This is a genomic window from Erythrobacter sp. JB1-4, assembly GCF_057365025.1.
On the sequence record NZ_CP200292.1, the window covers coordinates 3,220,787 to 3,239,225 of the forward strand.

The following is an 18,439-nucleotide window of genomic DNA, read 5'->3' on the forward strand; positions in this document are numbered from 1 at the left end:
TTCACTCCACCGGCAAGAAGTCGGGCACGGAGAGGTAACGCTCGCCCGTGTCATAGTTGAAGCCCATCACGCGGGTTCCACCGTCCAATTCAGGCAGCTTTTTAGCAATCGCGGCCAAGGTTGCGCCCGAGGATATGCCGATCAGCATGCCTTCTTCGCTCGCGGCTCTGCGGGCCATTTCCTTGGCATCATCAGGGTCCACCGTGATCGCGCCGTCGATGGCGTCGGTGTGAAGGTTGCCCGGAATAAAACCTGCGCCAATTCCTTGGATCGGGTGAGGGCCGGGTTCGCCGCCATTGATGACGGGGGAGGCTGTGGGCTCAACACCGTAGGCCTTGAAATCCTTCCAGTGCTTTTTAAGCTCTTCCGCACAGCCTGTGAGGTGGCCGCCCGTGCCAACGCCGGTGATCATCACGTCAATCGGCGTGTCGATAAAATCGGCGAGGATTTCCTGAGCCGTCGTGCGGGCATGAACAGCGGGGTTTGCGCCGTTGTCAAACTGGCTCGGCATCCATGCGCCGTCCGTAGTCTCAACGATCTCAGTCGCGCGCGCAATCGCGCCTTTCATGCCCTTTTCCTTGGGCGTGAGGTCGAAGGTTGCGCCATAGGCCAGCATCAAGCGGCGGCGCTCAATCGACATGCTTTCAGGCATGACGAGGATGAGAGTGTAGCCCTTGACCGCTGCCACCATGGCAAGGCCGATGCCGGTGTTGCCAGACGTGGGCTCAACAATGGTGCCGCCGGGTTTGAGGAGGCCTTTTTCCTCAGCATCCTCGACCATGGCCAGCGCAATCCGGTCCTTGATCGAGCCGCCAGGGTTAGCGCGCTCTGATTTGAGCCAAACTTCATGATCGGGAAACAGCTTGGACAAACGGATATGCGGTGTTGCCCCGATGGTTTCGAGAATGTTTGCAGCTTTCATGGGTTCAGGCTCCTGACGATTCTTTTGTTGCCTTGTCTTCTACCATGTCATCTGGCGGATCGAAGGTCTTTGTTGTTCTGAGTACTGGGAATATACGGCTCCACAGCGCAACGGTTACAATTGCTCCCACTCCGCCTGCGACCAAAGCCGCCACTGGACCGATCGCAAAGGCAAGCGCGCCGGAGAAGGCATCGCCGCCTTCATTGGATGCGCTGATGGTCATTTGCGACACTGCAGACACCCGCCCGCGCTTGTCATCAGGGGTGTGCAATTGGACCAGAGACTGGCGCACATAGACGCTGAACATATCAGCTGAACCGATGATAAAGAGCATCGCGAGGCTCAATGCCATATTGCGCGAGAAGGCAAAGGCAATCGTCGCAAGCCCAAAGACGAACACAGCCCAGAGCATTTTGGGACCCACTTGCGTCTTAAGCGGGCGGAAGGAAAAATAGGCGGCGGTAAGGGCTGCGCCGATACCCGGCGCCATGGCAAGCTGTGCCAAACCGTCTGCACCCACTTGCAAAATGTCGCGCGCGAATACCGGCAAAAGCGCGTTTGCGCCTGCTAGAAACACGGCGAACAAATCCAAAGTGATCGCGCCCAAGACCATCTTGTTGCGGCCCACATATTGGAGGCCATCAACGATTGCACCGATTGGGCGTTGGTCTTTCTTCATCGCAGGTTGGGGGACTTTGCCAACACTGCTGAGCGCAATGAACCCGGCCACATACAGACCAAAACCCACGGCATAGGGAAGGGCAGGTGCGAGCGAATAGAGATATCCCCCCATGGCCGCGCCCAGGATCGTGCCCAATTGCCAAGCGACGGTGGAGACAGCGATAGCCGTTGGCAAAAGCGCTTTGGGAACAAGATTGGGGGCAAGGGCAGAGTAAGCGGGCCCTGCAAACCCGCGCGCTATTCCTAAGAGCACTGCAACGGCGAACAGGATCGGTAATGAGAGCGTACCAGCATAGGTGAACCACCCCAGCACCCCTGCGCAAACCATCTGCAAAAGAACGGTCAGAAGGCCCAGCGTTCGCCGGTCAAACCGGTCTGCGGCAAGCCCTGTAAACGGGGTCAGCACAAACAGCGGCAGAAACTGCAAAAGGCCAATGAGCGCCAATTGCCCAGAGGCCGCCGCAATGCTCATCCCTGCATCACGCGCCAGATTGTAGGTCTGCCACCCGATGATCAAAATCATCGCATATTGGCCCAGCGTCATCGCAAATCGCGATGTCAGATAGGCGCGGTAATTATGGACCTGGAGGGGATGTGTGGGCGCGTTTGAAGTCACGCAGCCGCCATGACAGGCGCGCCCGCCAAAGCCAAGCGCAGCGTTTCGTCAGGGGTGTAAAGCTAGAGTTTAGTGAGCGTTGTCCTAACGGTTCCGGCGCTCAACGATTCCGGCGAAGGCGTGGATTGGGCTGGAGCGTGTCGATCATCGCGACGAAATCGTCGAGGCGCACAATACGCTCAAACTGAAAACCTGCGCGTTTCTCGCGGGTCCAGATCACATAAGCCTCGATCCGGCCAACGACAGGAAGGCGGATAATCACTCGCTCACCGCGCCCAAGGCCATCGGCATCGTCCACCATGAAACCATGGGCAGAAATGTTGCAGACATGCAGATTGAGGTCACCCTTCGAGTAATGCTCGACGATAACCGGAAAATCCACCGGGTGACGCGCAGCGCGGCGCATGTCTGTTACACTTAAATTTGCTCCGGCAGCCACAGGCTTAGCCCTCCATTACGTCAAACCCGAATTCTTCGGACAATCTGTAAAATGGCGAAAAAAGGCTGATATTTGGTAAAGCGCCTGGGACAGTTACGAAGTTAACCCTTTCGCCTAGGCAAAAAGACCAAGCTAAGGGGTTCTACAAGGCCCTGTGATTACACAGTAATCAGGCCGTGCTTCTTTTTGCCAAGGCTGATTTTTAGCGGCCGGTCCTCTTGTGGATGCACTACAAAGCCCGCGTCCAAAATGACGTCCCCATCGATCTTGACTGCGCCTTCTGCAATCTTGCGTTTCGCCTCGCCATTGGACGCGGTAAAGCCAATTCCGGTAAGTATTTCAAGCAGCCGCGCGCCGCCTGAACCCGCTTGAAATGTCGGCAAATCATCACCAGCACCGCCGCCAGCGAAGGTCTCTTTCGCGGTCGCCTCGGCAGCCTTTGCAGCCTCAAATCCACGCACCAGAGCTGTGACTTCATTGGCAAGGATGGTCTTTGCAGCGTTGATTTCAGAACCCTCAAGCGCCTCCAGCTTGGCGATCTCATCCAGCGGCAGATCAGTGAACAGCCGCAGGAACTTGCCAACGTCGCGGTCATCGGTGTTGCGCCAATATTGCCAGAAATCGTACCCCGGAAGCGCGTCTTCATTAAGCCAAATCGCGCCATCGACCGACTTACCCATCTTTGCACCATCTGCACGCGTGATGAGGGGCGCGGTCACACCGTAAACCTCGCGGCTATCAATACGCCGGTTCAATTCAATCCCGTTGACGATATTGCCCCATTGATCAGAGCCGCCCAGCTGGAGCGTGCAATCATAATCGCGCGCCAGCACCAGGAAATCATACGCCTGCATGATCATGTAATTGAATTCGAGGAAGCTCAAAGGCTGCTCACGCTCAAGCCGGGTTTTGACCGAATCAAAGGTCAGCATCCGGTTAATCGTGAAATGCGGGCCAACATCGCGCAGCATCTCGACATAGCCAAGTTTACTGAGCCAATCGTCATTGTTGATCAGCAACGCATCGGTTGCGCCATTGCCAAACTCAAGGATGCGCTCAAAGCTGCCCTTGATCCCTGCGATGTTGCCGGCAAGCCGCTCGTCGGTCATCAGCTGGCGGGTTTCATCCTTGCCCGAAGGATCGCCCACTTTTGCCGTGCCGCCGCCCATGATCACAATCGGGCGATGGCCTGCCTGTTGAAGGCGGCGCAGCAACATGATCGAGGCAAGATTGCCGATGTGCAGCGAAGAGGCCGTGGGATCAAAGCCCACATAGCCGGTGATGACCTGTTTCTTTGCGCGCGCGTCCAATGCGCCCGGATCAGTGATTTGGTGCAAGTGGCCGCGTTCTTCGAGCAGGCGCAACAGGTCAGATTCGTAGGTCATGGGAGCGCGCTTAACAGTGTGCATCGCCATGGGCTAGTGGCTTGCAAGCGCTGTCCCTGTTCGCGATAGGGGAGGGATGAAACCTTTGATGCTCCACAACTCCTGCGACCTTGGCCCCATTCGCTCTGTCACCGCTGAGGTCGAAGAAACCGATGTGGGATGCGATGCGCGCTTTAAACTGGAAGGCGCAGTGGACCGCATTCGATTGCCAGAGCCGGGCCCTTATGTTCGCACAGACGATTTGTGGAAGACGACCTGTTTTGAGATTTTCTGGCAACCGATAGGCGGAACCTATTATCGCGAGTTCAATCTCTCGCCGTCCGGGCGCTGGGCCGCGTATGACTTTGATGCTTTTCGCGAAGGGATGCGTGATGCGCCAGTGGATGCCATTTCATTGAGCGTTGCGCAGGCGGCAAACGATGGCGCAGGCGAGCTTGTTTTGGCTGCCAGCATTGCGTGCGATCTTCCCACACCAGCTCAAGTCGCGCTTAATGCCATTGTTGAGCATCAAGATGGCGCGCTGCAATTTTGGGCCTTGGCGTTTGCTCCTGGTAAAGCTGAATTTCACTCCGAGGCGTGCCGTCAATGGGTGCTTGACCGGGATTAATGCACCGCCCGGTTTTCCTACTCCTGTCTCTTTGAGGTAAGGCCCATTACCCGGGTAACTGATGCGCAGCGCAAAACGCTTTTTGCAAAGTGTCACCTTATTCCAACAAGCAAAATGCAGGATATTCAGATGCTTAGATTAGATCGATGTAGGGAAAAGGTGACACATGTGTCACTTTATCGAACGCAAGGACCTTAGGTGGATCGCGCTCCAAATGGGCCGTTTAGCTGTACGATTTTCCAGTTGAGGAGAAGCGCAAAGCTGACCCAACAAATATATGGGACGTTGAGCCAACCAGCGAGCGGTGAGTACCGCGGCAACACGATACAAAGCGCCAAAACCGACAGCCAAAGCGCAACATTTTCCACTAGGGCCAAGTCAGGACGTTTAACTTTAAAAAACAGGGGCGACCAGGCGAAGTGGAGGATAAAATTGGCCGCGAAGAGTCCGCCAATTAGCAAGGCGTCACTGGTGGTTTCAGCCTCTATGGAAGCGAGATAGAAGCTCCAGCCAGAGAGGCCCAGGATGACAGTCCAAGCGGGCCCGAAGAGCCAATCAGGCGGTTGCCAGCTGGGCTTTTTGAGATTGTGATACCACTCACCGATCTCAGTCAAAAAGCCGCCTGCGCCGCCGAGTATGATAGCCCAGCTTGCGGCCAAGATTGCGAGAGACCAGTCGATATCCATAATACTAAGACAAACCGATGGAGCTCCAATATGGTTCCGAAGTCCTTGCAGGGATTGCGTTTCAAGCGTCCTTACGCCAATCCATAACCATGACTTCACGAGTGAAATTTGGCATCGATCGTCTGCTTTCTAGCCCTGAGCTTTTGGATGACTTGAAAGGTCGGCGCGTCGCATTGGTAGCGCATCCCGCGAGTGTGACGCAGGATTTGACGCACAGTTTGGACGCATTGATAGCAGCGGGCGTAAACGTCACTGCCGCCTTTGGCCCGCAACATGGCCTGAAAGGCGATAAGCAGGACAATATGGTCGAAACGGCTGACGAGGTTGACCCGGAATACGGCATTCCGGTGTTCTCGCTGTACGGCGAGGTGCGGCGGCCAACGCAGCAGATGATGAGCACAGCCGACGTGTTCCTCTATGACCTTCAGGACTTGGGCTGCCGGATATACACCTTTGTGACGACGCTCCTTTACCTGCTCGAAGAGGGGCAGAAGCTGGGCAAAGAGGTGTGGGTATTGGACCGCCCCAATCCTGCGGGCCGCCCGGTGGAGGGCACGATGCTGGTGCCGGGGCATGAGAGCTTTGTCGGCGCTGCTCCAATGCCGATGCGCCACGGGCTCACCATGGGCGAGATGGGGCAGTGGTTTATCGAGCATTTTGGCCTCGATGTGACCTACAAAGTGGTGGCGATGGAGGGCTGGGAACCGACTGTTGGCGGTAGCGCGGTGGCGAGCGGCTATGGCTGGCCCGCAGACCGCATTTGGGTAAACCCATCGCCCAATGCCGCGAGTGTGAACATGGCGCGATGCTATGCCGGAACGGTGATGATCGAAGGCGTGAACCTGAGCGAGGGCAGGGGAACCACGCGGCCGCTGGAGGTGCTGTTCGGCGCGCCTGACATTGATGCAAAGGCGGTGATGCGCGAGATGCTGAGCCTAGCGCCCGATTGGTGTGAGGGCGTGACGATGCGCGACTGCTGGTTCGAGCCGACCTTTCACAAGCATGCTGGAACCTTGTGCAACGCGATTATGCTCCACGCCGAGGGACCGGGGTATGACCACGAGGCGTTCAAGCCATGGCGGATGCAGGCCCTCGCGTTCAAAGCGATCCGGCGGCTTTACCCGGACTATGAGCTGTGGCGGGGCACGGACTTTAAGTATGAGTACACGAACGATGTGCTGGCGATTGATGTGATCAATGGTGGGCCAAGTTTGCGGGAATGGGTCGATGATGCGGGAGCGACGCCTGATGATCTGGATGCGCTTGCGTCAACCGACGAGGCGGCGTGGGTGCAGGCGGTGAAGCCGCACCTCCTCTACTGATCTCACACCATCAAAGCCCGTCACCCCGGCCCCCGAGCCGGGTTCCAGCTTCTTCTTGTGCCGCCAAAAGTAAGCTGGATCCCGGATCAAGTCCGGGATGACGAAAATGAGAAAGTGACGCTAGTCCGCTTTTCTCTCAAGTAGGTCTGGGCGATCAAACCGAATATAGTCCTGCGATGCATCGTCCCATTGAAAGGCAACACCGGGTTCTTCATCGATAAGGTGCAACCAACGGTCATCTTGATTGAGGACTTTGCCGATAGCGATGTAGACAGGCGGTATATCGTTGGCGGCGTCGGCTTCGACCGCCTCATTGGTTCCACGGAAACGCCATCCACTATCCGGATGTTCGTCGTCGTCTTGGGTCATGTCCGGTACTTCGCGATAGAGATAATCGACATGACTGTGGCCTTCGACAACACATGCGTCAACAAAACACCGATCCCAAAATTGCCGACGAGTGGGAATTTGTGGACGAGGATTGTTCTTGTGAAACGTCGTTGAGATCACATGCGTGAACGGGACGGAAACAGGCATACCGAGCTCGATCAGAGGCATATCATAGGGCTCGTTATCGAGTGTGCCATAGACAACCTGATCTTCAATGCGTTCAATCGTGACCCACAGACGTTCTGCACTATATTTCGTCTCACCTTCTGTTTGGCGAAATATTGCTTTCACACCGTCACCGGCTTGCAGCGCTGCCAGCTCAGCTTCATGCGGCATCTCGAATGTATAAGGCGCTTCAGCCGCAATCGGGCGCGGATCATTCAAAGCTATGCCGGGCGGGAGACCGCTAATCTTTAATGCCCCTGTTTCCTACTCAGCTCCCGCATGGCATCATCCAGCCCCTCTAGCGTCAAACCATACATCCGGTCGTTCACGAGCTCCTTGAGCATCTTGGTGGATTGCGAATAGCCCCATTGCTTTTCGGGCACGGGGTTTAGCCAGACGGTTGCGGGATAGGTGTCGGTCACACGCTTCATCCACATGGCGCCAGCCTCTTCGTTCATATGCTCGACTGAGCCGCCTGCATGGGTGATTTCGTACGGGCTCATCGCGGCATCGCCCACGAAGATCACTTTATAATCGTGGCCGTACTTGTGGAGGATGTCCCAGGTCTTAGTCCGCTCTTGCCAGCGGCGTTTGTTGTCCTTCCACACGCCTTCATAAAGGCAATTGTGGAAGTAAAAGAATTCGAGGTTTTTGAACTCAGTGGTGGCCGCGCTGAAGAGTTCTTCGCAAAGTTTGATGAAAGGATCCATCGACCCACCCACATCGAGGAACAACAGCAATTTCACCGCATTACGGCGCTCAGCGCGCATATGGATATCGAGAAAGCCTTGTTTCGCTGTGCCATCAATCGTCGCGTCCAAATCAAGCTGATCTTGAGCGCCTTCGCGGGCGAACCGGCGCAGGCGGCGCAGCGCCATCTTGATGTTGCGGGTGCCAAGCTCCTTGGTGTTGTCGAGGTTTTTGAACTCTCGCTTTTCCCAGACTTTTACGGCTTTCTTGTGCTTGCTCTCACCACCAATGCGCACGCCTTCGGGATTGTAGCCTGAATTGCCAAACGGAGATGTACCGCCTGTGCCAATCCACTTGTTCCCGCCCTCATGGCGCTTTTCCTGCTCGGCGAGGCGTTCTTTGAGCTTTTCCATCAGCTCATCCCAATCGCCGATCTTCTCCATCTCGGCCATTTCCTCTTCCGTGAGGAATTTTTCAGCGACAGCTTTCAGCCAATCCTCGGGCACATCGACCGGGTTTTGGCCGTAGTCGGACATAATACCTTTGAAGACCTTGTGAAACACCTGATCGAAGCGGTCGAGCATCCCTTCGTCTTTCACGAAGGTCGCGCGGCTGAGGTAGTAAAACGCCTCAGGCGTCTGTTCGATCACGTCTTTGTCCAACGCCTCAAGCAGCGTCAGATGCTCTTTGAAACTTGCGCCAATGCCCGCTTCGCGCAGCTCGTCCATGAAGTTGAAAAACATGAGCATCGTCCTAATCGCGAATTTCTAAGGTTACCAGCCCCTTGTCACGTCAGCTTACGGGCGGCTTTCATGCAAGCGTCCTTAAGTCTTCGATAACCATATTTTGACAAAGCGAAGCCAGTACAGGGGACTAGATACACCATGAAGCCAATCGCTATCGATCCAAGCCAGGCCACGGCCCTCGAAACGATCCCGGAGAAATGCGGGAAAGTAACCGTGGGCTGCACCGATGTGGCAGGCATTGTCGATGCCGTTATCAGCTCGTCAGAATCGCTGCGCGCCGAGCACAGAGCGCTTAGCAAGACCGTTAGCGCCCTTGAAGATGATCAAAAGAAGGTCTCTGAGGCGAGTGATGAGGCGCGTTTGCTTTCCGAACGCGCAATTGAGCGGCTCAATGAAGGAACAGATTTGATCCAATCGTCATTGGGGCAAATTGCCTCGATGCTCGATTTGGTCGACACCTTGGGGCAACACGTCACAAGTTTCTCAGCCGCGATGGACCAAGTGCGGCGCAGCGCCAAGGACATCGAAGAGATTGCCGAGACAACAAACATCCTTGCGCTGAATGCGACCATTGAGGCCATGCGCGCTGGTGATGCCGGGCGCACATTTGCAGTGGTCGCTGACGAGGTTAAGAGCCTTGCCAACGACACCAGACGAGCCACCGAAGAGATTGGCGCGACGATTGACATGCTCGACTCCGAGGCAAGTCTGGTGATTGATCAGATCGAAGAGGGCTCAAAGGCCAGTGACCGGGCGAAAGCGTCGGTTGCGCAGATTGAAAGCACGATCACACGGGTCGGCGGACTGGTTGAAGAGGTCGACAAACAGAATGACGTAATCGCCAGAGCAACAGGGACGATCAGCAACCACGTTGATGCTGTGCAGCGCGGCCTTGTCACTTTTGACGAGGCGGGTGCTGCGAGCGAAACTCGCCTAAAAGATGTCCATGAGCGCATGGGCGATTTGGAAGACACAGCCAATGAGATGTTTGCATCCATGGTCGATGCAGGGCTCAGCCCGCAAGATAGCCAATGGGTGCAAGAGGTTCAAAACGAAGGCAAGAAGATTGCGCAAATGGTGGAAGAGGCCATTGCGAGTGGTGACCTTACACAAGAGCAGGTCTTTGACGACGAATACACGCCGATTGAGGGGAGCAATCCGCCCCGTTTCCGCAACCGGTTTAGCGACTGGGCCGACCGCAATTGGCGGCCGCTGTTCGACAAGCATGTTGCTGATAATCCGGAGCTGATTGCATCGGTATGTTCTGACGTTAACGGGTTTTTGCCGACCCACACTTCGCGATATTCAGCCCGGCCAACCGGCGACCTTGCCCATGACACGATGCTGTGTCGTAACGGGCGGATTTTGGATGACCCCGCGACCAAAAAGGCAAAGCGCAACACTGCGCCTTACCTTATGTCGATATCACGCCAAGAAGGTGACGGGGTGAACTTCGTGCTGTCGCGCGCGGTGTTTGTGCCGCTGTTTATCAACGGCAGGCGTTGGGGCGACTATCTGGTTGGCTACAGCGTGGACTAAAGCTTGATGAGCTGGACCGTTAACTGGGGTTCCGGCGCGCCATAAAAGCGAGGCGTTCAAACAGCATTACGTCCTGCTCGTTCTTTAACAGAGCACCGTGAAGCGGCGGGATCGCGCTGTTGGGATTGGCGTCCTGCAGCACGTCGAGCGGCATATCTTCATTGAGAAGCAGCTTCAACCAATCGAGCAATTCGCTGGTTGAAGGCTTCTTTTAAGACCGGGCACTTCGCGCAGTTCATAAAAGATATCCATCGCCTTTTTGACGAGGGTTTTCTGGATGCCGGGAAAGTGCACGTCGATGATCGAGGACATCGTGTCGCGGTCTGGGAACTTGATATAGTGGAAGAAACAACGGCGCAGGAACGCGTCGGGTAGTTCCTTCTCATTGTTCGAGGTGATCACCACAATCGGGCGTTCTTTGGCTTCAATGCGCTCCTGCGTTTCGTAAACATCAAAGCTCATCCGATCGAGCTCTTGCAGGAGATCGTTTGGAAACTCGATATCGGCCTTATCAATCTCATCGATCAGAAGGACTGGAAGCTGTTCAGATGTGAAGGCCTCCCACAGCTTGCCCTTCTTGATGTAGTTGCTGATATCGTGAACGCGCTCATCGCCAAGCTGACCATCACGAAGCCGCGCAACGGCGTCATATTCATAAAGGCCTTGCTGGGCCTTAGTTGTGGATTTGATGTTCCACTCAATAAGCGGCGCGTTCAAAGCTTTGGAAATCTCGTGAGCGAGCACCGTCTTACCTGTGCCCGGTTCACCCTTCACAAGCAGCGGCCGGCGAAGGGTCACCGCAGCATCGACGGCAACCTTGAGGTCGTCGGTGGCAATATAGTTGCTGGTGCCTTCAAAGCGTTGGCCGTTATTGTCGCTCATGGGTTTTCCTTCAAAACGCAAATTTCTTCCGCGCCGCGATAAGGGGCTCGCCGCCGCTTCGCAAGGGGCGTTACGATATTGGCGACAATGGCAATATCGGCAAAGAAGAGAGCGCTCTGCGTCTCTTTATAGCTCGAGCGAGAGCATACGTTGCGCGATGAGTTCTAAGTTTGTCGGGTCAAAGCGCTTGTCATCATCACGCCAGCTTAGGACCAGTGCATAATCCTGGCCCTCATTATTTTGGAGCAACCAACTAAGGTTCAACACACCGGGCTCAGAACCGCCTTTGAAACCGGTGTAGGCCCACTTTTCTTGGAGGTCGGGCGACATCGAGGGATTGATTGACATGATCGCGAAGGCCTCTGGGTTAGAGGTCCTGCGCATGAACGCAAAAAGGTTTGCAATATCATCGGCGCTCGCAAACCATTCGACATCCAATGCAAGTGGGGCGCCCGAAAACGCTTCTTCAACCTTGCCCGGCGACATGGGAATGTCTTCGATACCATTGAGTATCTGTTGCCTTACCCCCGAACTGGCACTGCGATAGGTCCGAAGTCTTCCTTCTGGACCGCCTTTCAGGAGGAACAACTCACGGGTCTTTAAAAAGGGATCATTCAGCAACGGGTTGGAGTGTCCGCTTTCCACTAACGTGTTCAGAACGGCATCACGACCGAGCTCTTCAATCAAAGTGTCAGTAGCCGTGTTGTCGCTGATCGATATCATCAAGCTTGCTAAGGTGTGCAGTGTGATGGGCGAACCATTGGGCCAATCCTGCAACATCCCGCTTGGAAAGCTGCGATTGTCGCTGAGTGTGACCGTGTCATTCCAAGTGCGCTTTCCATCAGCGATCTCACGGGCAAGGGTCGCCAGAACATATAGCTTAAACGTTGAACCAATAGGCATTTGCACGTCGGACCCGAATGAGCTGATATTGGACGATGCATCCCCAACAGGACCGAACTGCCAGACCACATTCCCCGCAAGAGCTTGTAAATCTGCTTCAATCTTGGCGACGCTATCGTTGGTGGGTTCGAAGGTTCGGAAGAGCAGTTCGCTCACCTTGCCGTCATCGCTAGGGTCGATCACAATACCACCCTTCGCAATGGCCCGCTCCATCCGCACCTCAAGCACAGCGCGGTTGCCCGTAGATGGGTCAAGGGTTTCCACCGAAAGCGCTTTGCCAAACTGTGTCGTCAGCTGATTGGCGATAGTTTTGAACTGGGCTGCAGGTACAGCCTTTAAAAAGCCATCTGTGAAGACTTCCTCCGGCTCCAAATCACCGTTCACCAGAGCGACGACTTGATTTGCGCGTATCTCCAATGGCGACTTTTGCGATGCCTGCGCCGTGTCGCCATCACCATCCTGCGCAGTCGCAGCCTGAGGAAAGAGGCAAAAGGCTGTCAAAGAAAGCGCGATTGATCGGGTTAAGCTCAACATTTGCCGGGTTCCTCTTTTTTGGGACAGGCGCGAATTACGCAGCTCAAAGCCTATCGCTTACCCCCATCGCGATAAAGCTCCACTGCACTACCATCACGCAAATCGTCGCAACTTGCCAGCCCAATCCTGCCGCGCCAATGCCGCGCTGCCAGCTCCAGGTGGCAATACCGATAGACGCAAGACCCGACAGAGCCAGGGTAAGCCAACCGCTTTGCGCTACCAGGATAAAGAACAGGGCTGAAACAGCGACTGTTTGCATAAGAACAGCCGCGGCAAACCAGGCGATGGGAATGGGGCGGTACTTTGCATCGGGAATATACCAGTCGGGAAAAGCGCTATCAGGCCGTGAAATGCGCCTGTCGCCAGCGTAGATATCTTCCTCGCGAGGGTCAGGGTACTCCGGGTTGTCCTCGCGATCAGGCATCAATCATATCGCGGTCCATCTCGCCCGCTCGATTTTGGATGAAGTTGAAACGATGTTCTGGATTGCGGCCCATGAGTTGATCGACAAGCTCTTTGACGCCTGCGCGTTGTTCAAATTCTTGGGGCAAGGTGATGCGAACAAGGCTCCGGGTGTCGGGGTGCATCGTGGTCTCACGCAATTGCTGTGGGTTCATCTCACCAAGGCCTTTGAAGCGGCCCACCTCGACTTTTTTGCCTTTAAACACCGTGGCCTCAAGCTCCGCACGGTGAGCATCGTCACGGGCGTAGCGGCTCTCTTTGCCTGCGGTAAGGCGGTAAAGTGGGGGCTGCGCCAGGAACAGGTGACCTTTGCGAACGATGTCCGGCATCTCTTGGAAGAAGAATGTCATCAGAAGCGTTGCGATATGGGCCCCGTCTACATCAGCATCAGTCATGATGATGATGCGGTCGTAGCGTAGGTTTTCTGCGTCGCAGTCCTTTCTAGTCCCACAACCCATGGCAAGGGAAAGGTCAGCAATCTCCGAATTTGCGCGGATTTTGTCTGCGGTGGCGCTGGCAACGTTCAGGATCTTGCCCCGGATTGGCAAAATAGCCTGCGTCTTACGGTCGCGCGCCTGTTTTGCCGAACCGCCTGCAGAATCGCCTTCCACGATAAAGAGTTCGGTTTCGCGGTCCCCTTCGCCTGAGCAATCGGTGAGCTTGCCAGGAAGGCGCAGCTTCTTTGCATTGGTTGCGGTTTTGCGTTTGATCTCGCGCTCTTGCTTGCGCTTCAAACGCTCATCCATGCGCTCCATGACTTCACCAAGGAGCGCTTTGCCGCGGTCCATATTGTCGGTGAGGAACAGGTCGAATTGATCGCGAACCGCATTCTCCACGAGACGGGCAGCTTCGGGCGAGGTCAAACGGTCTTTGGTCTGAGACTGGAATTGCGGATCGCGGATAAAGACACTGAGCATCACTTCGGAGCCGGTCATTACATCGTCAGCGGTGATGTCTTTTGCTTTTTTGACACCGGTAAGTTCGCCAAACGCCCTTAGCCCTTTGGTCAATGCTCCGCGCAGGCCTTGTTCATGCGTTCCACCATCGGGCGTGGGGACAGTGTTACAATACCAGCTGGTCGAGCCATCGGAATAGAGCGGCCACGCAATTGCCCATTCCACCCGGCCTGCCTCGTCCGGAAACTCTTGGCGTCCGGTGAAAGGCTGTGCCGTCACACATTCACGCGCGCCAACTTGTTCTGCAAGATGATCCGCAAGTCCGCCCGGGAATTTGAATACGGCCTCCGCTGGAACGTCATCGGAGGTAAGTGCCTCGGCACATTTCCAGCGAATTTCAACGCCTGCGAAAAGGTACGCCTTTGAGCGGGCCAGTTTGAAAAGGCGATGCGGCTTAAACTTACGATCGCCAAATATCTCGCTATCGGGCGTGAAAGCCACCGTAGTACCACGCCGATTGGGAGCAGCGCCGACGACCTCAATCGGGCCTAGAGTTTGCCCTTTGGAAAATTCCTGAGCGTACAACTGCTTGTCGCGTGCAACCTCCACTCTCGTCGCAGAGGACAGCGCATTCACGACGCTGACGCCGACCCCATGAAGGCCGCCACTGGTGGCATATGCTTTTCCTGAAAATTTGCCTCCAGAGTGAAGGGTCGAGAGGATCACCTCAAGCGTGGATTTACCCGGAAACTTGGGATGCTCATCAACGGGTATACCGCGCCCATTGTCCGAGATACTCAGCCTGTTGCCCTCTTCCAGACGCACTTCAATTCGGTTTGCGTGCCCTGCGACCGCCTCATCCATCGAGTTATCGAGAACTTCCGCCGCCAAATGGTGCAGAGCGCGGTCATCGGTCCCGCCTATGTACATTCCGGGGCGGCGGCGAACGGGCTCTAATCCTTCGAGGACCTCGATTGAGGAGGAATCATAGTCACCGCTTGACGCGGGCGCATTTTCAAACAGGTCGTCAGACATCTTTCCAATATAGGCGCGCCTACCGCCAACTCACAAGGTGAGCCACCGGTGTTTTGCGCCGATATTGCCCAGAAACTTAGCCCCTGGATTATTCGCTAAAGGTGCGAGGGGCAGCTTCCACGGCTACAACCTGATTGCCTTGAACCTGCCGCACTTCGAGAGCCCGTTCTGCCACCCCGTTTCGCATAAAGCGGAAAGCTCCATCGACACCGAGAAATCCGCCGCGATCATACAAGCGCGTTTTGGGGAATGTATCGCCCACACGCCAATCACGTGCAATTCTCAAGGTGAGAAGAACTGAATCATAACCAAGCGTCGCGATGCGGAAGGGTTTAGAGCCAAATCGTGCCTCATAGCTGTCAGAAAAGCGCCGGAAGCGTCCGTCAGATACAGCCGAGAAAATGGCGCCCTCTGCCCGGTCTGAGCGAGTGATCGCGCTTTCGCCGCTCCACAGTTCGGTGCCCAAAAGACGCGTTCCTTCTGCGCCTTGGCTGCGCAATTGTCCGGTAGCCTGCATGGCCAGCCGAGCGCTATCAGCGATCAGCACTGTGTCATATCCACCACGCTGACGAAGGCGCTGAGCTGCACCTACGATTGATGTGTTTCCGCGGGCATAGCGCTCGAAACCGACCAGATTGCCGCCATAATCGCGCAGGGAATTTTGCAGAGCGCTATAGGCTTTTTGGCCGTAATCACCTTCTGGGAGAAGGGCTGCAAAGCGTGTCGAACCGTTGGTACGAGCATAGCGCACAGAGCGGGCAACTGATTGTTCTGGAACATGGCCCATGACGAATACGTCGCCGCTTGCAACGCTTGCATCGTTGGAAAATGCTATAGCGGGGACGCCTGCTGGCGCTGCTGCTGCTTGAACCGCTGGAACATTGTCGGCCAACAAAGGCCCAAGGATAAGCTTATTGCCATCGGCGATTGCGCGCCGCGCAGCCCCACCAGCACCGCGCGAGGTGTCATAGGTTGTGATGCGAATGTTCTCCGCATTGGTATCAAGCAGCGCCATAGTGGTGGCGTTTGCGAGCGCCTGACCAACATCTGAAGCGCTCCCGCCCATCGGCACCAATAAGGCCACGCGGTGGCGCGATGCATCAGATGGCAGAGTTGTTGCACTGGGCTGAGGCGTTGGCGATGGGGGCGGGGCGCTCATCACTGTTTCGGTGCGCGGCACCACTTGGCAACCTGCGACAAGGATCGCTGACCCTGCCAAAACCATGTTACGGCGGTTGAGACCGCTTGCGACCAATTTAACACACTTGCGCATCGCAGCGCTGCCGAAAACCGACTGTACCATCCGCTTCATTCTTGAAGACCCCTCAAACCTGCTTACTAAGATGGGCATCGTGAACGAGCCACCCACAGAATCACTTGATCCGTCAACCGGACCTGAAACCCTTGAGCCGGGCTTTTACATTGTTGCGACCCCGATTGGCAATCTTGGCGATGTAACGATACGTGCGCTCGACGTATTGCGCCGTGTGAGCGTAATTGCTTGTGAAGACACCAGAGTTACAGGCAAACTCCTCAAGGCTTACGATATCAAAACGAAGATGCAGCGTTACGACGACCATGCATCATCTGCCGTTCGAGAGCGGCTTATACAGACAGCGCAAAGCGAGCCTGTGGCTTTGGTGAGCGATGCTGGTACGCCGCTGGTTTCTGACCCGGGCTATCGATTGGTCAGCGAGGCAAGGGCTGCAGGCGCTGCGATTACCGCAGTTCCAGGAGCATGCGCGGCTATTGCAGGGCTGACCTTATCTGCCCTTCCTAACGACCGGTTCCTTTTTGGAGGCTTTCTCCCGGTCAAGGAGAAGGCAAGAGGCGATGTCCTTGAAGAGCTGGGCTCGATTGCAACAACACTTATCTTCTATGAAACCGGGCCTCGCCTCGCGAAGTCGCTTGCGGCAATCGCAAAGGTTTGGCCCAACAGGGACGTTGCGGTGGCGCGTGAGCTGACCAAGCTTCATGAGGAGTGTCGAACGGGAACCGCCGCCATGCTTGCCGAGCATTACAACCAGCACCCGCCAAAAGGTGAGATTGTGCTGCTTGTCGGCCCACCAGTGGAAACCAAGTCGGACGCTGATCCCGATGGGCTATTGCGCGAGGCATTAAAGGCGATGAGCGCGAGCAAAGCTGCAGGGACGGTCGCAAAGGCAACAGGCCTTGACCGGCAAACACTGTATGCCCGCGCGGTTGAGCTGAAGAAGCAATGAGCGAGAAACGTGTCAGAGCCGACCGAAAAGGGCGCGAGGCTGAAGCACAAGCGGCACAATACCTTATGCAAAAAGGCTTCGAAGTCATTGGTGAGCGCCGCAAGACGAAGCTTGGCGAAATCGATCTGATAGCCAGAACGCCGGGCCTTGTTGTCTTCGTTGAAGTAAAGTGGCGGGCGCGCAAAGCTGATCTTGCCACCGCGATAGATGAACATCGTTTGGCGCGCGTTGCGGCCGCTGTAGAGATTGTGGCTTATGAGTACGCAGGGCCTAGCGACGATATCAGGATCGACGTAATCCTCCTTGCCCCGGGGTCGAGACCAACCCACATTGAAAACGCTTGGATGCCTTAGGAATATTCTCCAATGACACTAAAGATCGCGGTCCAGATGGACCCCATCGAGACCGTTAACATCAAAGGCGACAGCTCCTTTGCGCTCATGTTGGCAGCGCAAAAGCGCGGGTATGAGGTATTTGAATATCACGTAGAGAGCCTCTCGCTCGATCAGGAAAACCGGCTTTATGCCGAGTGTTTCCCGGTGAAGGTTAAGCCGGTTCAAGGCGACCACTTTGAAAAAGGCGATGCGCAAAGGCTGGATCTTGGCAAGGATATCGATGTCGTTCTGATGCGCCAGGATCCGCCTTTCCACATGGGCTATATTACTGCCACCCATCTGCTCGAGCGGATCAAGGATGAGACGCTTGTGGTCAATGACCCAGCGAGCGTGCGCAATGCGCCTGAAAAGGTGATGGTCTTGGACTACCGCGAATTTATGCCGCCCACTCTCGTCACCCGCTCAGTCGATGAGGTCCGCCGCTTTATGGCCGAGCACGGCGCGGTGGTGGTCAAGCCCATCCACGGCAATGGCGGCAAAGCGATCTTCCGCGTGCCCGCCGATGGCGACAATCTGACCGCGCTGTTCGAGGTCTTCAACCAAACCTGGCCTGAGCCGCATATGGTGCAACCCTTCCTTCCCGAAGTGGCAGAGGGCGATAAGCGCATCGTCCTCATCGACGGCGAGGTCGCAGGCGCTATCAACCGCATTCCGGGCGAGGGTGAGTTCCGCTCAAACCTTGCAATGGGCGGGAGCGCTGAGAAGACGGAGCTGACTCAGCGCGAAAAAGAGATTTGCGCCGCGATGGGGCCGGAGCTTAAGCGTTTGGGACTGACCTTTGTGGGTATTGACGTGATCGGCGGGAAGTATCTCACCGAGATCAATGTGACCTCGCCCACGGGAATTGTGGCGATTTCTGAGTTTGATGGGACCGATTTGGCGGGGATGATCTGGGATGCGATTGAGGGGCGGTTGGGATAGA

Annotated in this window: 17 protein-coding genes and 1 pseudogene; 6 read left to right on the plus strand and 12 right to left on the minus strand. The window is 55.8% G+C overall.

All coding sequences use genetic code 11. The features are described 5' to 3' along the window. Position 1: 1 nt before the first annotated feature. From cysK to tyrS, 4 genes are all read right to left on the minus strand, one after another. The gene (gene cysK, locus AC0V61_RS15090) at positions 2–922 is read right to left on the minus strand and encodes a cysteine synthase A (protein ID WP_486158861.1); all 921 of its coding nucleotides are present in this window, start codon (positions 920–922) and stop codon (positions 2–4) included. Between the two features lie 4 nt (positions 923–926). After that, a complete protein-coding gene (locus tag AC0V61_RS15095) occupies positions 927–2,147 on the minus strand; it encodes an MFS transporter (protein ID WP_486159592.1) in 1,221 nt (406 codons plus the stop codon). 172 nt (positions 2,148–2,319) lie between these two features. Further along, positions 2,320–2,658, minus strand: coding sequence for a PilZ domain-containing protein (locus AC0V61_RS15100; protein ID WP_486158862.1), 339 nt, complete (start codon positions 2,656–2,658; stop codon positions 2,320–2,322). 158 nt (positions 2,659–2,816) lie between these two features. Next, positions 2,817–4,043 (minus strand): tyrosine--tRNA ligase, encoded by a 1,227-nt coding sequence (tyrS, locus tag AC0V61_RS15105; protein ID WP_486158864.1) that lies wholly within the window; start codon positions 4,041–4,043, stop codon positions 2,817–2,819. Between the two features lie 88 nt (positions 4,044–4,131). Between tyrS and AC0V61_RS15110 the strand changes: the two genes are divergently transcribed. Next, entirely contained in the window at positions 4,132–4,650 is a 519-nt protein-coding gene (locus tag AC0V61_RS15110) for a DOMON domain-containing protein (protein ID WP_486158866.1), read from the plus strand. Between the two features lie 194 nt (positions 4,651–4,844). Here AC0V61_RS15110 and AC0V61_RS15115 read toward each other — a convergent pair whose 3' ends face one another. Then, positions 4,845–5,336 carry a TspO/MBR family protein gene (locus AC0V61_RS15115; RefSeq protein ID WP_486158868.1) on the minus strand — a complete coding sequence of 164 codons (492 nt, stop codon included), beginning with the start codon at positions 5,334–5,336 and terminating at the stop codon, positions 4,845–4,847. Between the two features lie 101 nt (positions 5,337–5,437). On the opposite strand from AC0V61_RS15115, the gene AC0V61_RS15120 reads away from it, so the two are divergent. Further along, positions 5,438–6,658, plus strand: coding sequence for an exo-beta-N-acetylmuramidase NamZ family protein (locus AC0V61_RS15120; RefSeq protein ID WP_486159594.1), 1,221 nt, complete (start codon positions 5,438–5,440; stop codon positions 6,656–6,658). Between the two features lie 120 nt (positions 6,659–6,778). On the opposite strand, the gene AC0V61_RS15125 is transcribed toward AC0V61_RS15120, so the two are convergent. Both AC0V61_RS15125 and AC0V61_RS15130 read right to left on the minus strand, forming a co-directional pair. Continuing rightward, positions 6,779–7,432 carry an immunity protein Imm33 domain-containing protein gene (locus tag AC0V61_RS15125; RefSeq protein WP_486158870.1) on the minus strand — a complete coding sequence of 218 codons (654 nt, stop codon included), beginning with the start codon at positions 7,430–7,432 and terminating at the stop codon, positions 6,779–6,781. A gap of 29 nt (positions 7,433–7,461) precedes the next feature. Beyond that, a complete protein-coding gene (locus tag AC0V61_RS15130) occupies positions 7,462–8,646 on the minus strand; it encodes a vWA domain-containing protein (RefSeq protein WP_486158872.1) in 1,185 nt (394 codons plus the stop codon). Between the two features lie 141 nt (positions 8,647–8,787). Between AC0V61_RS15130 and AC0V61_RS15135 the strand changes: the two genes are divergently transcribed. Further along, positions 8,788–10,188 carry a methyl-accepting chemotaxis protein gene (locus AC0V61_RS15135; protein WP_486158873.1) on the plus strand — a complete coding sequence of 467 codons (1,401 nt, stop codon included), beginning with the start codon at positions 8,788–8,790 and terminating at the stop codon, positions 10,186–10,188. A gap of 19 nt (positions 10,189–10,207) precedes the next feature. On the opposite strand, the pseudogene AC0V61_RS15140 reads toward AC0V61_RS15135, so the two are convergent. The 5 genes and pseudogenes from AC0V61_RS15140 to AC0V61_RS15160 all read right to left on the minus strand — a co-directional run bounded on the left by AC0V61_RS15140 (position 10,208) and on the right by AC0V61_RS15160 (position 16,212). Next, positions 10,208–11,070: pseudogene (locus tag AC0V61_RS15140) on the minus strand (AAA family ATPase). A 126-nt stretch (positions 11,071–11,196) separates the two neighbouring features. After that, positions 11,197–12,507 (minus strand): serine hydrolase, encoded by a 1,311-nt coding sequence (locus tag AC0V61_RS15145; RefSeq protein ID WP_486158875.1) that lies wholly within the window; start codon positions 12,505–12,507, stop codon positions 11,197–11,199. A 43-nt stretch (positions 12,508–12,550) separates the two neighbouring features. Next, positions 12,551–12,931: a hypothetical protein gene (locus tag AC0V61_RS15150; protein ID WP_486158877.1), complete on the minus strand. Its 381-nt coding sequence runs from the start codon at positions 12,929–12,931 to the stop codon at positions 12,551–12,553. Next, positions 12,924–14,900 carry a DNA topoisomerase IV subunit B gene (gene parE / locus AC0V61_RS15155; RefSeq protein WP_486158879.1) on the minus strand — a complete coding sequence of 659 codons (1,977 nt, stop codon included), beginning with the start codon at positions 14,898–14,900 and terminating at the stop codon, positions 12,924–12,926. The genes AC0V61_RS15150 and parE overlap by 8 nt, the downstream gene beginning before the upstream one ends. An 88-nt stretch (positions 14,901–14,988) precedes the next feature. Next, positions 14,989–16,212: a penicillin-binding protein activator gene (locus AC0V61_RS15160; protein WP_486158881.1), complete on the minus strand. Its 1,224-nt coding sequence runs from the start codon at positions 16,210–16,212 to the stop codon at positions 14,989–14,991. A gap of 31 nt (positions 16,213–16,243) precedes the next feature. Here AC0V61_RS15160 and rsmI point away from each other — a divergent pair, with 31 nt between their 5' ends. Genes rsmI through gshB form a run of 3 tightly spaced genes read left to right on the plus strand, consistent with a single transcriptional unit; the run spans position 16,244 to position 18,438 of the window. Beyond that, positions 16,244–17,122, plus strand: coding sequence for a 16S rRNA (cytidine(1402)-2'-O)-methyltransferase (gene rsmI, locus AC0V61_RS15165; protein ID WP_486158883.1), 879 nt, complete (start codon positions 16,244–16,246; stop codon positions 17,120–17,122). Continuing rightward, a complete protein-coding gene (locus AC0V61_RS15170; protein ID WP_486158885.1) occupies positions 17,119–17,475 on the plus strand; it encodes a YraN family protein in 357 nt (118 codons plus the stop codon). Before rsmI ends, AC0V61_RS15170 begins: the two co-directional genes overlap by 4 nt. Before the next feature lie 12 nt (positions 17,476–17,487). Beyond that, positions 17,488–18,438 carry a glutathione synthase gene (gshB, locus tag AC0V61_RS15175; protein ID WP_486158886.1) on the plus strand — a complete coding sequence of 317 codons (951 nt, stop codon included), beginning with the start codon at positions 17,488–17,490 and terminating at the stop codon, positions 18,436–18,438. The last annotated feature ends 1 nt before the right edge of the window (position 18,439 follow it).

What these genes read in the sequence shown, in the direction of transcription:
- cysK (WP_486158861.1), bottom strand. Translation starts at nt 922, where the DNA reads ATGAAAGCTGCAAACATTCTCGAAACCATCGGGGCAACACCGCATATC.
- AC0V61_RS15095 (WP_486159592.1), bottom strand. Translation starts at nt 2,147, where the DNA reads ATGACGCTGGGCCAATATGCGATGATTTTGATCATCGGGTGGCAGACC.
- tyrS (WP_486158864.1), bottom strand. Translation starts at nt 4,043, where the DNA reads ATGACCTACGAATCTGACCTGTTGCGCCTGCTCGAAGAACGCGGCCAC.
- AC0V61_RS15110 (WP_486158866.1), top strand. Translation starts at nt 4,132, where the DNA reads ATGCTCCACAACTCCTGCGACCTTGGCCCCATTCGCTCTGTCACCGCT.
- AC0V61_RS15115 (WP_486158868.1), bottom strand. Translation starts at nt 5,336, where the DNA reads ATGGATATCGACTGGTCTCTCGCAATCTTGGCCGCAAGCTGGGCTATC.
- AC0V61_RS15130 (WP_486158872.1), bottom strand. Translation starts at nt 8,646, where the DNA reads ATGTTTTTCAACTTCATGGACGAGCTGCGCGAAGCGGGCATTGGCGCA.
- AC0V61_RS15135 (WP_486158873.1), top strand. Translation starts at nt 8,788, where the DNA reads ATGAAGCCAATCGCTATCGATCCAAGCCAGGCCACGGCCCTCGAAACG.
- AC0V61_RS15145 (WP_486158875.1), bottom strand. Translation starts at nt 12,507, where the DNA reads ATGTTGAGCTTAACCCGATCAATCGCGCTTTCTTTGACAGCCTTTTGC.
- AC0V61_RS15150 (WP_486158877.1), bottom strand. Translation starts at nt 12,931, where the DNA reads ATGCCTGATCGCGAGGACAACCCGGAGTACCCTGACCCTCGCGAGGAA.
- parE (WP_486158879.1), bottom strand. Translation starts at nt 14,900, where the DNA reads ATGTCTGACGACCTGTTTGAAAATGCGCCCGCGTCAAGCGGTGACTAT.
- AC0V61_RS15160 (WP_486158881.1), bottom strand. Translation starts at nt 16,212, where the DNA reads ATGAAGCGGATGGTACAGTCGGTTTTCGGCAGCGCTGCGATGCGCAAG.
- rsmI (WP_486158883.1), top strand. Translation starts at nt 16,244, where the DNA reads ATGGGCATCGTGAACGAGCCACCCACAGAATCACTTGATCCGTCAACC.
- AC0V61_RS15170 (WP_486158885.1), top strand. Translation starts at nt 17,119, where the DNA reads ATGAGCGAGAAACGTGTCAGAGCCGACCGAAAAGGGCGCGAGGCTGAA.
- gshB (WP_486158886.1), top strand. Translation starts at nt 17,488, where the DNA reads ATGACACTAAAGATCGCGGTCCAGATGGACCCCATCGAGACCGTTAAC.